Here is a 15,043-nt window from a genome sequence, read left to right as displayed (position 1 = left end):
ACGGCGACTACGCCCGCGCGGCGATCACCCAGGCCAGCACCACGGCGGGGGGTGACCTGCTCTTCACCACCCACGGCTTCAACCTGCGGCCGTACTACATCGGCGACGCCCAGGCCGCCTCGTCGTACTTCCGGCGGGTCGAGCCGACGATCGTGTTCGGGTCGGTCGACACCGGCGTACCGAACCACAAGCGCAACGACGGCCTGCCGAACTACGACGTACCCGTGCAGGGAATCACCTCACCCGGCACCGACGGCCCGACCTTCCTCGACCTGGTCTGGGATCAGGCGCCCTTCGAGAATCACGGCCAGTTCGTCAGCACCGTCACCCGCATCGCCGAGGAGTTCCTCGATGCGGGCGTCTTCACCGCCGCGGAGAATGACCTCATCGTCTCCCACGCGGCCCGGTCGAACAAGGAACTCGCTCCATAGGAGACACCGGCCGTCGTCGAATCCGCCCACCAAAGGCCGCGGCCCGGTCGACTCGAGTCGACCGGGCCGCGGTATCGCCCACATTCCGCTGGGCAAACGCCTTGACGCGTCAATAACGCCCGGCAATTCTCGTGGGCAGCAATTCGCTATTTCAACCACGCCGCGCAGTCCCTGGGCGGCGCAGTAACCGTGCTCCGGTACGAACTGGCAACTCCCGGTTACAGCTCCTATCGGTCGCGCGAACCCGTCATTTCAACCGATTCCAATTAGGCTTGTGTCTCGACAGTGTTAGCGATAACATCTGCTCGCTTGTCAGCGCACACCGAACGCGACTGCACGATATTGACTGCCACCCGGCTCGGGACTGCCTCGAGCCGATTTTGAGGAGGAGACCAGATGGCGAGGAACAGGAGATTCCGCCGGCTACTGTGCGTCGTTAGCGCGGGAGTCATGGCGATTGGCCTGTCGGCGTGTTCCAGCGGTGGAGGCGACACTGGCGGAGGCGACGAGCTGACCACGATCGGCTTTGTAGCCGTCGGTCCGGAGGGTGCATGGCGGCAGGCCAACGAGGCCAACATGCAGGAGACCTTCACGAAGGAGGCCGGCTTCGACCTGAAGTACGCCCCGGCTACGAACCTGGACCAGAAGTCGCAGATCGACGCGTTTACGTCCTTTGTGGACGAGGGCGTGGATGTCATCCTGCTGTCGGCGACGGAGGGCTCGGGCTGGGAGGACTCGCTCAAGCGCGCCCAGGAGGCGGAGATTCCCGTCATCCTGATCGACCGTGGCATCGAGCCCGACGCGACCGACCTCTACGCCACCCGCATCGCGCCCGACAACTTGCAGGTCAGCAAGTCGGTCGCCGGATGGGCCGCGGAGACCTTCCCCCAGGGGGCGAACTACTTCGTGATCGAGGGGCCCGCGGGCGTCTCCGTCGTCAACGAGCGCAACCGTGGCTGGAACGAGACGATCGGCGCGAAGACCGAGTTCAAGAAGCTCGGCGCGCAGACGGCCAACTGGTCGACGGAGGAGGCGAAGAGCGTCTTCGAGACGGTGCTCAAGTCGAACAAGAACAACGTCCAGCTCGTCTTCGCGCAGAACGACGAGATGGGCCTCGGCGCTGTCCTCGCTGTCGAGGAGGCTGGCCTGGTGCCCGGCAAGGACGTGAAGATCGCCACGATCGACGGCACGCACAACGCCGTCCAGGCGCTGGCGGACGGCAAGCTGAGCTTCGTCGCGGAGTACAACCCGTTGTTCGGTGAGACGGCCCTGGACGCGGTGAAGAAGGTTCTCGCTGGTGACAAGGTCGAGTCGTACATCATCGTGCCGAGCCTGACGTTCAACTCGCCGGATGCGGCCAAGACGGCGCTGCCCAGCCGGAAGTACTAGTTCCGGGCGGCGCCCGATCGGCCCCGATCTGGGCCGGCGGTGCCGGGGCCTTCCGAACCGGGGGAGGCCCCGCACCGCGTGACATCACCACTGCGAGTCGATCGTGGTGGTTGCAGGCGGCAGCTGCGAGGTAGGGAAAATGACAGGATCACCACCGATCGTCGAGATGCAGGGCATCTCCATCGCGTTCCCCGGGGTGAAGGCGCTCGACAACGTCGACTTCCGACTCTTTCAGGGGGAAGTCCACACCCTGATGGGTGAGAACGGCGCCGGCAAGTCCACTCTCATCAAAGCGCTGACAGGCGTCTATCGGATCGATGCCGGGTCCATCCTGATCGCGGGGCAGGGGCGGCGCCTGAACGGCACCGCCGACGCCCAGGCGGCGGGCATCTCCACCGTGTACCAGGAGGTGAACCTGTGTACGAACCTGACGATCGGTGAGAACGTCATGCTCGGACACGAGGTGCGCGGCCGGATCGGCGTGAACTGGCGGGCCACCAACAAGGCGGCGACGGAAGCGCTCGCCAAGCTGGGGCTCGGGCATCTCAACCCGCGCCGACCCCTTTCCAGTGTCTCGCTGGCGATGCAGCAGCTGGTGGCGATCAGCCGGGCGATGGTCACGGACTCCAAAGTTCTCATCCTCGACGAGCCCACGTCGAGCCTCGACGCGAACGAGGTCGACGGGCTGTTCCAGGTGATCCGCCGGCTGCGTGACCAGGGGGTGGCGATCCTCTTCGTATCGCACTTCCTCGATCAGGTGTACGCGATCAGTGATCGCCTGACGGTGCTGCGGAACGGGAAGTACGAGGGCGAGTACCTCACCCGCGAACTGGACCGCACCGTGCTCATCTCGAAGATGATCGGCAAGGATCTCGCGGCGCTGAAGTCCTTGGGATCCAACCGTCAGACCGAGGAGCGCGACCGGACCGTCATCCCCCTCGTGAAGGCGACCGGGATCGGCCGGACGGGTTCGATCGAGCCCACGGATCTGGACCTGCATCGGGGCGAGATCGTCGGGTTCGCCGGGCTACTCGGATCGGGTCGCACCGAACTCGCTCGGCTGCTCTACGGGGCGGACCGGCCGGACAGCGGCGAGGTGGAAATCGAGGGAAAGAAGTCCGAGATCCACACCCCGGTCGACGGCCTCGAGCACCGCATCGCGTTCTCCACCGAAAACCGCCGTGACGAAGGCATCCTCGGCGATCTCACCGTCCGCGAAAACCTCATCCTGGCCGTTCAGGCCAAGCGAGGGTGGGCGCGGCCGCTGCCGCGCCGTGAGCAGGACGCGATCGTCAGCAAATACATGGCTGCCCTGAACGTGCGACCCGCCGACCCCGAGCAGCCGATCAAGAATCTCTCCGGCGGCAACCAGCAGAAGGTACTGCTCGGCCGTTGGCTCGCGACGAACCCGGAGCTCCTGATACTCGACGAGCCAACCCGGGGGATCGATGTGGGCGCCAAGGCCGAGATCCAGGAGAGCGTCGCGGAGCTCGCCGGAGGCGGCGTCGCTGTCGTGTTCATCTCCTCCGAGCTCGAGGAGGTGATTCGGCTGAGCGATCGCATCGTCGTCCTGAAGGACCACCGCAAGATCGGCGAGATCATCAACGGACCCGATGTCACCGCCCAGGAGGTCGTCGACATCATCGCCGCGCATGGGGAAGCCGCTCTCGAAAGCGACATCATCGATCCGGACGGGAAGGACAGCACCGCGTGAGAACGACAGAGCGGCGGACCGGCGCGGGGGGGCGAGACCTGATCCGGCGGCCTTACTTCTGGGGGATCATCGCGATCCTGTTGCTCCTCCTGGTAAACGTCCTCAAGGACCCATCCTTCCTTGCGGTTTCGGTCAACTCGGCCAACGGCAACCTGGTGGGCAACCTCCTCGACATCCTTCGGGCATCCGCGCCGATCCTGATGATCGCGGTCGGCATGTCGTTGGTCATCGCGACCGGTGGGATCGACCTGTCGGTCGGCTCCATCATGGTCGTCGCCGGCGCGGTCTCCATGGAGTTCCTCAAGGCGAGCGGTGACTCGACCTCCAGCGGAGTGGCGCTCGGCGCACTGGGCCTGGCTCTGGCGGTGAGTGCGCTGCTGGGCGTCGTCAACGGCATCCTGGTCTCCGTCGTCGGGCTTCAGCCGTTCATTTCGACGCTCGTCATGATGCTTGCCGGCCGTGGGCTGGCGAAGGTGATCACCTCGGGGCAGAACACAGCCGCCTCCAACGGACCGTTCCGATGGATCGCGAACGGATACGTCATCGGTTTGCCGGTTGTGGTGCTGCTCGCCGTCGTGGTGGTGGTCATCGTTGCTGTCGTCGTCCGCCGCAGCGCGCTCGGTCTGATGATCGAGGCTATCGGCATCAATCCGAAGGCCAGCCGGATGGCGGGGATCAGACCGCGTGGCCTGCTCATCACGGTTTACGCGGTCAGCGGCGTCCTAGCCGGGATCGCCGGTGTCTTCGCGACGGCGAGCGTGATGACCGTCGACGTTTCCAGGACCGGATACCAGCTCGAGTTGGACGCAATCCTCGCCGTGGTGATCGGCGGCGCCTCGCTCGCCGGTGGCAAGTTCTCCATGGGCGGCGCGGTCGTCGGTGGGCTGCTGATCGCGACGCTGGACAAGACGATCGTGTTCCTCGGCGTCTCCTCCTCGGCGACGCCCGCCTTCAAGGCGGCGGTCATCATCGTGCTGTGCCTACTTCAGTCCGAGCGGGTACGAAATCTGTTCACGCAGCGCCCCGTACCAACCGCTCGCGCGCCGAAGGCTCGCGCGCCTAAGGAGAGCGTGACCGCATGACCATCACGATTCTCCCCGATCCCCCCGGGGCGGAGACGAAGTCACGGATCGGTCGGCTGACGGATGTCGCGGCGCGGACGTGGCGGACGAACCTGACCACCGTGCCGACCCTCGCGGCCGTCGTGATCTTCATCGCCATGATGATCTATGGCGAACTCGCCTACGGGCGCATCCTGCAGTACAACACGCTGTCGAACCTGCTCATCAACAACGCCCATCTGGTGATCATCGCGGTGGGCATGACGTTCGTCATCCTGACCGGCGGAGTCGACCTGTCGGTGGGCGCCGTGATCGCGTTCTCCAGCGTCGCCGGGTTGCTCCTGGCCAACGCCGGGTGGAACCCGTGGGTCGTGATGGTGCTGATGATCGGGATCGGCACGGCCTTCGGTGTCGCGTCTGGCGTCCTGGTCCAGTACTTCAAGGTGCAGCCCTTCATCGCGACCCTCGCGATGATGTTCCTCGCCCGCGGTCTCGCCTCGACACTGAGCACCACACCCGAACGGCTCGCCGACGACTCGTCCATCAGATCGCTGGCGACGAAGTTGAAGATCATAGACGGCGAAAAGGTCAATGACCTGGTCCTGACACCGGGCGTGCTGATCGCCGTCCTCGTCGTCGTCGTCGGATTCGTCGTGCTCCACCGGACCCGAACCGGCCGCACCGTTTACGCCATCGGCGGCTCCGAGCAGTCCGCCGCGCTGATGGGCCTGCCCGTGGTACGCACCAAGCTCTGGGTGTACGCGATCAGCGGAACGCTCGCCGGCCTGGCCGCGGTCGTCTACACCTCGCGGTTGGGTATCGCGCAGAACATCACGGGCATCGGCTGGGAACTGGACGCGATCGCAGCCGTCGTGATCGGCGGCACGCTCCTGACCGGGGGCGCGGGGTACGTCCTCGGGTCGGTGGTCGGCGCGCTCGTTCTCGGTCTGATGAACGTGCTGATCACCCGGGACGGCGGGATCAGGCCCGAGGCCACGACCATCATCACCGGTGGCATCTTGCTCGTCTTCGTGCTGCTGCAGCGAGCACTGACCGCACGCAGACGCGAGTGAGGACGGTAACGATCGTGCAGGTTCGGGACTCGTTGACGGAGGTGGCCGTGTGAACGGACAGAGTGGTATTCAAGAGCGGTACGTGATCGGCGTCGACTTCGGCACCCTGTCCGGCCGGGCGATCGTGGTCCGCGTCTCGGACGGAGCGGAGCTCGGCTCGGCCGTCCACGAGTACGAGCACGGCGTCATGGACGACGTCCTCACCGCCGCACCGGCCGCCGCAGGGCGGGTGCAGCTCGGTTCAGACTGGGCACTGCAGGCGCCGCAGGACTACGTCGAGGTGCTCAAGCACGCGGTGCCGGCCGCGGTCGCGGCCTCCGGAGTCGATCCGGGCGAGGTGATCGGCATTGGCACGGACTTCACGGCATGCACGATGGTGCCCACCCTCGCCGACGGGACCCCCCTGAGCGACCTGCCCGAGTTCGCGGCGCGGCCGCACGCGTACGTCAAGCTGTGGCGGCACCACGCCGCCCAGCCGCATGCGGACCGCATCAACGCCCTGGCGCATGACCGGCGCGAGCCGTGGATCACGCGCTACGGCGGTCTCATCTCGAGCGAGTGGGAGTTCGCGAAGGGACTACAGCTGCTGGAGGAGGACCCCGAGCTCTACTCCCGGATGGAGCACTGGGTCGAGGCGGCCGACTGGATCGTATGGCAGCTGACCGGCACGTACGTGCGCAACGGCTGCACGGCCGGCTACAAGGGCATCTATCAGGATGGCGCGTACCCGAGCCGGGAGTTCCTGGCGGCGCTGAATCCCGACTTCGCGGGGTTCGCCGACGACAAGGTCGCCCACCAGATCGGACAGCTCGGGGACGTCGCGGGCACCCTGAGCGCCCGGGCGGCGGCGTGGACCGGGTTGCCTGAGGGCATCGCCGTGGCGGTGGGCAACGTCGACGCGCACGTCACCGCGCCCGCCGCCCAGGCCGTCCAGCCCGGCCAGATGGTCGCGATCATGGGAACCTCGACCTGCCATGTGATGAGCCACGACCAGCTCGCCGAGGTTCCGGGCATGTGCGGCGTCGTCGACGGCGGGATCGTTTCGGGACTGTACGGCTACGAGGCTGGCCAGTCCGGGGTCGGCGACATCTTCGCGTGGTACGTGAACAACCAGGTGCCCGGGCGCCTGCACGACGAGGCTGCCGCCGCCGGCAAGAGCATCCATCAGCACCTGACCGATCTGGCGTACGCCGAGCCCGTCGGCGCGCACGGCCTCGTGGCGCTCGACTGGCATTCGGGTAACCGTTCGGTGCTCGTCGACCACAAACTGTCGGGCGTGATCGTGGGGCAGACCCTCGCAACCCGTCCCGAACAGGGCTACCGGGCGCTGCTGGAGGCGACCGCGTTCGGCACGCGGGTCATTGTCGAGACCTTCGCCGCCGCCGGTGTGCCCGTGACCGAGTTCATCGTCGCCGGCGGGCTGCTGAAGAACCCGCAGCTCATGCAGACGTACGCGGACGTGCTGCGCCTGCCGATCTCGACGATCGCGAGCGAGCAGGGTCCCGCGCTCGGCTCGGCGATCCATGCGGCCCTCGCTGCCGGGGCGTATCCCGACATCCGCGCCGCCGCCGCCGCGATGGGCGCGGTCGACCGTTCGGTCTACACCCCGAACGAGACGGCTGCCGCGGTATACGACCAGCTCTTCGCTGAGTACCGCACGCTGCACGACTACTTCGGCCCGGGCGCGACCGGGGCCATGAAGCGGCTGCGGGCACTTCGTCGCGACGCGCTCCAGGTCGCCAACTGGGCGGCGGAGTCCGTCCCCGAGCTGGTCGAAGGGGTCAGTGCGTGAGCGGGATCTTCAGCCATGACGTGCAATCGGCAATCGATGCCACCCGGGTGGAGGTGGCGCGCCTCCACGGGGAGCTGACCCGGTACGGGCTCGTCGTCTGGACGGCCGGCAACGTGTCGGGCCGGGTCCCGGGCGCCGATCTGTTCGTCATCAAGCCGTCCGGCGTCTCCTACGACGCGCTGGCGTCCGAGAACATGATCCTCTGCGACCTGGACGGCAACGTCATCCCCGAGACCCCCGGCAGCGAGCGGGCACCCTCGAGCGACACCGCGGCACACGCATACGTGTACCGCCACATGGCCGGCGTGGGCGGTGTCGTACACACGCACTCCACCTACGCGGTGGGGTGGGCGGCGCGCGGCGAGGAGATCCCTTGTGTCATCACCGCGATGGCGGACGAGTTCGGGGGGCCCATCCCGATCGGGCCGTTCGCGATCATCGGTGACGACTCGATCGGCCGCGGCATCGTCGAGACCCTCACGGGCCATCGCTCGCGGGCCGTACTGATGCAGAACCACGGGCCGTTCACGATCGGGGCGACGCCGAAGGACGCCGTGAAGGCCGCCGTCATGGTCGAGGATGTCGCGCGCACCGTGCACCTCGCCCGTGAGGCGGGCACCCTCATCCCGATTCCGCAGGAGGCGATCGACCGCCTCTACGACCGCTACCAGAACGTGTACGGGCAGGCCGATGATGCCCGCCGCGCCACCCCCGCCGCAGACGCGCCCGAGCAGGAAGAGATCTACGCATGACCCGCACCGCGCTCGCCACGTCCTTCGAGTCCTACGAGGTGTGGTTCCTTACCGGGAGCCAGGACCTGTACGGCGAGGAGACGCTCCGCCAGGTCGCCGAGCAGTCCCGCGCGATCGCCGACGAGCTCGGCGCCGGCGTGCCGGTCCGCGTCGTTTGGAAGCCCGTCCTCACCAGCTCCGACGCCATCCGGCGCCTTGCTCTCGAGGCGAACGCGGCGGACGGTGTCATCGGCGTCGTGGTGTGGATGCACACGTTCAGCCCCGCCAAGATGTGGATCGCTGGACTTGACGCGCTGCAGAAGCCGATCCTGCACATGCACACGCAGGCGAACGTCGAGCTGCCGTGGAGCGACATCGACTTCGACTTCATGAACCTGAACCAGGCCGCGCACGGCGATCGCGAATTCGGCTACATCCAGACGCGCCTCGGCGTGGCGCGCAAGACGGTCGTCGGCCACGTCTCGAACCCGCAGGTCGTCCGGCAGGTCGAGGACTGGCAGCGCGCGGCCGCGGGGTGGGCGGCGGTCCGCAGCCTCAAGCTCGCCCGGTTCGGCGACAACATGCGCTACGTGGCCGTCACGGAGGGCGACAAGGTGGAGGCCGAGCTGCGCTTCGGCGTGCAGGTGAACACGTGGGGCGTCAACGAGCTGGCCGATGCTGTGGACGCGGCAGCCGACGCCGACATCGACGCCCTGGTCGCGGAGTACGAGCAGACGTACGACGTCGTCCCCGAGCTGCGGGCCGGCGGCGAGCGGCACGCGTCGCTGCGCAACGGCGCCGCGATCGAGCTCGGCCTGCGTTCGTTCCTCGAGGAGGGCGGTTTCGGGGCGTTCACCACAAGCTTCGAGGACCTTGGCACGCTGAAGCAGCTACCGGGGCTCGCGGTGCAGCGCCTCATGGCCGAGGGCTACGGCTTCGGGGCGGAGGGCGACTGGAAGACCGCGATTCTCGTCCGCGTCGCGAACGTGATGGGCGCGGGTCTTCCCGGTGGCGCGAGTCTCATGGAGGACTACACGTACGATCTCGTGCCCGGCTCGGAGCGCATCCTCGGCGCCCACATGCTTGAGGTCTCGCCGTCGCTCGCGACCACGAAGCCGCGCCTGGAGATTCACCCGCTGGGCATCGGCGGCAAGGAGGACCCGGTGCGCCTGGTCTTCACGGCGGCTCCCGGCCCCGCCCTCGTCGTCGCGATGAGCGACGTGCGCGACCGCTTCCGGCTCGTCGCGAACGTCGTCGAGAACGTTCAGGCTCCCGACCTGCCGAAGCTCCCGGTCGGCCGCGCCGTGTGGCGCCCCCAGCCCGACTTCGCGACCTCGGCAGCGTGCTGGCTCGCCGCCGGTGCCGCCCACCACACCGTCATGACGACTGCCGTGGGGATCGACGTGTTCCGTGACTTTGCCGAGATCGCGAAGACCGAGCTCGTCGTCATCGACGAGAAGACGACCGTCCGGGACTTCCAGCGAGAGCTCCGGTGGAACCAGGCCTACTACCGTCTGAGCCAGGGACTATGAGCGGAGCCGCACCGCTTTCAGGCACGCAGCACACCATCCGTGCTGGCCACTACACCGCGACAATCGCCAGCGTCGGTGCCTCGCTGCGGGTGCTGCGGTTCCAAGCGCGTGACCTCGTGGTGCCCTTTGAGGCGGACCAGGTGCGGCCCGCTTACCGGGGTGCCACGCTGGCACCATGGCCCAACCGCGTGGTGGACGGCCGTTACACGTTCGCCGGGCTGGAACAGATCCTCGCGCTGACGGAGCCATCCCGCGGTCACGCGCTCCATGGCCTTGCCGCGTGGCTCGACTTCAAACAAATCGAAAAGGGACCCGGCCACGTGGTGCTCGCCACCACGATCGAGGCACAGGCTGGCTATCCCTTCCAGGTCGGGCTCGAGACCACCTACGCCCTGAATGGCTCCGGACTCACGCAGACGGTGCGCGCGACCAACCTCGGCGCGCAGACCGCTCCATTCGGCACCGGACCGCACCCCTACCTCGTCGCGGGACCGGATCCTCTCGACGCCTGGACGCTGGAACTGCCGGCGGATCAGGTCTCCGCAGTGACCGCGGACCGCCTGATACCGACAGGCATGCGCGCGGTGGACGAGGACGAACCCGCCCGCTTCGATTTCCGGGTCCCACGCCGTATCGCCGACGCGCGTATCGACCATGCCTTTACGGATCTGCGCGCCGATGCGAACGGGCGGTATGCCGTTCGCGTGACCAACGACTCCGGTTCCGGAGTCCAAATGACATGGGATCACAGGTGCCGGTGGGTGCAGGTCCACACCGCTGACCTGCCGGGAACAACCCACGATCGCGTCGGACTCGCGGTTGAACCCATGACTTGCCCGCCCGATGCCTTCAACTCTCACCGGGACCTCATCCTTCTCGATCCTGGCGAGTCCACGACTGTGTCATGGACGATTGCGGCGATCGAGTCGAGCGCGGACGAATAGGAGCCTCGGATGCCCGCACTACTTTGGGGAAATTGATCTGTGGCACGAAGTGTCTGGCAACGAACGGCTCCAGCACGGAGGTAGTGGTCGCGGTGAGTGATATATGCGAGCATAAATCCGCTGTCGACTCACCGCCTCGCCTGCCCGCCGGCTGATCGGTCTGACGGCGATCATCACCGCCGCCTTCGGCCTGAGCGATGTGTGCGAGGGATGGCTGGGGCGGCGGCGCGCGACGGGCTCAAGGTCGTCGTCCAGTGTGGGCAGTAGTGGTGAACGTGATGGAACGGTGGGAATCGAGCATGATGAGCCATAGACGGCACGGCTGGGAGCGATCGGAGTGAGCGTGTCGAGCAACCGTCGGTTGCCGGTGATGAGTGATGTCGCGCGGCTGGCGGGCGTCTCCCACATGACCGTTTCCCGGGTTCTCAACGAGCCGAAGACGGTCCGGCCGGAGACCCGCGAGCGGGTCCGGCTCGCTATCGAGCAGCTTGGCTACCGGCGCAACAGCGCCGCGCGCAGCCTGGTCACCCGCCGGTCCCAGACACTCGGCGTCGTCTGCTTCGATACCACGCTGTACGGGCCTGCCTCCACGCTCAATGGCATCGAGCACGCGGCCGAGGACGCGGGGTACGCCGTCAGCGTCGCGACTCTGCGTCGTCCGACGCCCGAGGCGGCGGCGCAGGCCGTGCAGCGCCTGGTCGACCAGTCCGTGGAGGGACTGGTCCTCATCGCCCCGCAGGCCTCCGCCGCGGTCGCGCTCATCCGTGCCGTGCCGACGAACCTGCCCGTCGTCGCGGTGGAGAGTGCGCTTCCGCACGTCACCAGCGTCTCGGTAGACCAGGTGCTCGGCGCCCGCATGCTCACCGACTACCTGCTATCGCTCGGCCACGAGACCGTGCACCACGTGCGTGGTCCGGCCGACTGGAGCGAGGCGAACGGTCGTGTGGAGGGCTGGCTGGCCGCGCTGGAGGCACAGGGCCGGCCGGCGCCGAAGGCGCTGCCCGGTGACTGGAGCGCAAAATCGGGTTACGTTGCTGGCCAGAGGATAGCCAAGGCCGGCGTCGCCACCGCCGTGTTCGCAGCCAACGACTCAACGGCGTTGGGTGTGCTCCGGGCGCTGCACGAGGCCGGTGTCCGGGTGCCCGAGGACGTCAGCATCGTGGGCTTCGACGACATCCCGGAGGCCGCGTACATGACGCCCCCGTTGACCACCGTCAGTCAGCCGTTCCGCGAAGTCGGGCAACGCAGCCTCGAGATCCTGCTCGCCGAGATCGAGGGAGACGGCGAGAGCGGCAGTTCGACCGTCATCCCGCCAGACCTGGTGGTCCGGCAGAGCGCGCTCGGTCGCGCACCCTGAACGCCGGCACTGTCGCGGCCGTGAAGAAGACCGATGGACCGCACACGACTGGCCTCACTTGGCCCAGGGCGCGAGCGCTAACAGCGATGGCGTCAACCCCACGACGACGAATTTTTGATGGTTGACACAAGATGTTGACATTCTTATGTTAACGCTAACCATTGACCACCCGCCGCATCCTCCGCCTCAGCGGGGAAGGGTCGGCGTCAACACCCCTACACCCTGGCCACTGGCGGACGACCTGCGCGTCGCCGCCCGACAGGAGAACGACGTCCATGTTGCAATCGAGCTACCGCGCCGGCCCACGCCGCCGGCTCCTACGTCTCGCCATGCCCCTCGCCCTCGCCGGAATCGGCCTGACTCTGGGCACCTCGGCGGCCCACGGGGAGGCGGTCCCCGCCGACGGCCTGATCGTGCACTACCCGATGGACCAGACAGCAGGTGGCACCGTCACCGACACGTCCGGGAACGGTCGGAATGCCGCCGTCAGTGGTGACATCACCTGGCGTGGCGCCGAGGGCCTGCAGCTCGGGGGTACCAACGGTCACGTCAAGCTGCCCGACAACCTGATGCGTGATCTTTCGCAGATCACGGTATCGCTCGACGTACGGATCGCTGCCGACCAGGCCAGCCCCTACTTCATCTGGGGCTTGGGCAACAGCAGCAACGGGGCGGGCAACGGCTACCTCTTTACCACCGGCAACGCCTACCGCACCTCGATCGCGACCGGGAACTGGTCCACCGAGCAGACCGTGTCCGCCAACCACAACGTCGTTCGCGAGCAGTGGAAGACTCTCACCTACACCCTTGGCGGCGGCACCGCCGTGCTCTACGAGGACGGCGTGGAGGTGGCCCGCAAGACCGGGGTGACTATCACGCCCGGCGCAATCGGCGGCGGCACAACCACGGCAAATTACATCGGCCGCTCCCTCTACAGCGGCGACAAGTACGTCAAGGGCCAGGTCCGCGACTTCCGGCTCTACGACCACGCCCTGACCGCTGCCGAGGTGTTGGAACTCAGCGCGGTCAGTGACCCCGAGCGCGTCGCCCGCGACATCGCCGCCCTCGACCTCGGCGACACCTCGGCCGTCACCGACAACCTCACCCTGCCCACCACGGGACCGAACGGTTCGCACATCACCTGGGCTTCCAGCGACGATGCCGTGGTCGCCCCCGACGGCACCGTCACCCGACCCGCCCCGGGCAACGACGACTCCACCGTCGTTCTCACCGCCACCATCGCCTCTGGCGAGGTCCACCAGGACAAGCAGTTCACGGTCGTAGTACCGGCCGAACTGACGGCTCAGGAGAAGGTCACCGAAGCAGCTGACGCCCTGCGTGTGTGGAACGCCGACGACATCCGCGGCAACATCACGCTGCCCACCTCCGGGCTGCACGGCACCGCCATCTCCTGGAAGACGACAGAGCCCGAGACCGTCACGCCAACCGGCGAGGTCACCCGTCCCGCGTACGGCGCCCAGCCCGTAGCCGTCAAGCTCACCGCGACCGTGCGTCTCGGCAATAAGCAAACCAAGCGGCGCTTCGACCTCACGGTCCGGCCACTGCCGAAGCGGGAGCCGCTCGACGGATACGCGTTCCCCTACTTCACCGGCGAAGGCTCCGCCAACGGCGAGCAGATCTACCTCGCCGCCAGCCGCGGCAACGACCCTCTGCATTGGGACGAGCTCAACGGCGGACAGCCGGTCCTTACCTCCACCTTCGGTGACAAGGGCGTCCGCGACCCCTTCATCATCCGCTCGCCCGAGGGCGACAAGTTCTACCTCATCGCCACCGACCTCAAAATCTTCGGCAATGGCAACTGGGACGCCGCCCAGCGCACCGGCAGCAAGTACATCGAGGTCTGGGAGTCCACCGACCTGGTCAACTGGTCCGAGCAGCGGCACGTCCGGGTATCGCCGGACACCGCGGGCAACACCTGGGCCCCGGAGGCGTACTACGACGAGTCGATCGGCGCCTACGTCGTCTTCTGGGCATCCAAGCTCTACAGCCAGGACGACCCGAACCACACCGGCGGCACCTACAACCGGATGATGTACGCCACCACCCGCGACTTCCGCACCTTTTCTGAGCCCCAGGTGTGGGTCGACCCCGGCTACTCGGTCATCGACTCCACGGTGATCAAGGAAGGCGACACCTTCTACCGGTTCACCAAGGACGAGCGGAACAACACCTCGACCACACCGTGCAGCAAGTTCATCACCGCGGAGAAGTCGACCGAGCTGCGAGACCTCGACTGGGACTTCGTCGCCGACTGCATCGGCAAGGGCGACGACGGCGAGCCCGGCATCAACCAAGGTGAGGGGCCGACGATCTTCAAATCCAACACCGAGGACAAGTGGTACCTGTTCATCGACGAGTTCGGTGGCCGCGGCTACGTGCCGTTCGAAAGCACCGACCTCGACAGCGGCGAGTGGACGATGTCGACCAACTACCAGCTGCCCTCCCGCCCGCGGCACGGGACGGTCCTGCCGGTCACCCAGGCCGAGCTCGACCGGGTACGGGCGTTCCACCTGCGTTGACGTCGACACCGGACGCAGGCTGATCGCGCAGTAGTCACTCGTGGGGCGGGCCGGACACCGTCGGGCCCGCCCTGCCGGCACCGCACCAGGCGCAGCGACCCGCGCTGGCCGCCCTTCCGACGATCCAGATGCGATGCCCAGACAACATCCAGGCGTCGTGAAGGTTCCGCGAGTGAGGCATCGAGTTGGAGCCGGAGTTTGCAACACACGGTGAGCAGACGGACAAGAGATGACCTCTTGTAGGTCACAACGACAACACCAGTGGTGGGGACTGTCAAGCCCCGGGTTTGATGGAGAGTTGGTTAGCTGGTTTTCAGGGGTGCGGTGACCGGGTGGGTCATCGCGTGTAGGGCTTCGTGTTCGGCGGGCGGGATGTGCCCGAGTTCGCCGTGCAGGCGGCGGTTGTTGTACCAGTCGATGTACTCGACGGTGGCCATCTCCAGGTCGTCGAGCCCGCGCCACGGACCTCGGTTGCGCAC

General features: G+C 67.1%; 11 protein-coding genes and 1 pseudogene. 11 read left to right on the top strand and 1 reads right to left on the bottom strand.

Annotation, left to right across the window (positions count from 1 at the left end; all coding sequences use genetic code 11):
• The 11 genes and pseudogenes from ABZU69_RS36060 to ABZU69_RS36010 all read left to right on the top strand — a co-directional run.
• Positions 1 to 431 (top strand): annotated as a pseudogene (locus ABZU69_RS36060) (glycosylase); the annotation flags it as partial.
• A gap of 450 nt (positions 432 to 881) precedes the next feature.
• Positions 882 to 1,820, top strand: a complete 939-nt coding sequence (locus ABZU69_RS36055; protein WP_354968722.1) for an ABC transporter substrate-binding protein — start codon at positions 882 to 884, stop codon at positions 1,818 to 1,820.
• A 166-nt stretch (positions 1,821 to 1,986) separates the two neighbouring features.
• Complete coding sequence (locus ABZU69_RS36050; protein WP_354968721.1) at positions 1,987 to 3,534, top strand: sugar ABC transporter ATP-binding protein; 1,548 nt, start codon at positions 1,987 to 1,989, stop codon at positions 3,532 to 3,534.
• A complete protein-coding gene (locus ABZU69_RS36045; protein WP_354968720.1) occupies positions 3,531 to 4,616 on the top strand; it encodes an ABC transporter permease in 1,086 nt (361 codons plus the stop codon). Before ABZU69_RS36050 ends, ABZU69_RS36045 begins: the two co-directional genes overlap by 4 nt.
• Positions 4,613 to 5,668, top strand: a complete 1,056-nt coding sequence (locus ABZU69_RS36040; RefSeq protein WP_354968719.1) for a sugar ABC transporter permease YjfF — start codon at positions 4,613 to 4,615, stop codon at positions 5,666 to 5,668. Before ABZU69_RS36045 ends, ABZU69_RS36040 begins: the two co-directional genes overlap by 4 nt.
• A gap of 49 nt (positions 5,669 to 5,717) precedes the next feature.
• Positions 5,718 to 7,460, top strand: coding sequence for a ribulokinase (gene araB / locus ABZU69_RS36035; RefSeq protein WP_354968718.1), 1,743 nt, complete (start codon positions 5,718 to 5,720; stop codon positions 7,458 to 7,460).
• Positions 7,457 to 8,212, top strand: a complete 756-nt coding sequence (locus ABZU69_RS36030; protein ID WP_354968717.1) for an L-ribulose-5-phosphate 4-epimerase — start codon at positions 7,457 to 7,459, stop codon at positions 8,210 to 8,212. Before araB ends, ABZU69_RS36030 begins: the two co-directional genes overlap by 4 nt.
• Positions 8,209 to 9,723: an L-arabinose isomerase gene (gene araA / locus ABZU69_RS36025; protein ID WP_354968716.1), complete on the top strand. Its 1,515-nt coding sequence runs from the start codon at positions 8,209 to 8,211 to the stop codon at positions 9,721 to 9,723. The genes ABZU69_RS36030 and araA overlap by 4 nt, the downstream gene beginning before the upstream one ends.
• Positions 9,720 to 10,667, top strand: a complete 948-nt coding sequence (locus ABZU69_RS36020; RefSeq protein WP_354968715.1) for an aldose 1-epimerase family protein — start codon at positions 9,720 to 9,722, stop codon at positions 10,665 to 10,667. Before araA ends, ABZU69_RS36020 begins: the two co-directional genes overlap by 4 nt.
• 370 nt (positions 10,668 to 11,037) lie before the next feature.
• Entirely contained in the window at positions 11,038 to 12,024 is a 987-nt protein-coding gene (locus ABZU69_RS36015) for a LacI family DNA-binding transcriptional regulator (protein ID WP_354968714.1), read from the top strand.
• A gap of 275 nt (positions 12,025 to 12,299) precedes the next feature.
• Positions 12,300 to 14,564: an immunoglobulin-like domain-containing protein gene (locus ABZU69_RS36010; protein ID WP_354968713.1), complete on the top strand. Its 2,265-nt coding sequence runs from the start codon at positions 12,300 to 12,302 to the stop codon at positions 14,562 to 14,564.
• 302 nt (positions 14,565 to 14,866) lie between these two features.
• Here the strand turns inward: ABZU69_RS36010 and ABZU69_RS36005 are convergent.
• Positions 14,867 to 15,043 (bottom strand): IS3 family transposase (locus tag ABZU69_RS36005; protein ID WP_354968723.1); only part of this gene is annotated, 177 nt, incomplete at its 5' end.

Origin of the sequence: Micromonospora sp. NPDC005206 (assembly GCF_040608175.1) — a bacterium.
Lineage (GTDB): Bacteria > Actinomycetota > Actinomycetes > Mycobacteriales > Micromonosporaceae > Micromonospora.
This window is presented reverse-complemented; position numbering and strand designations above follow the sequence as displayed.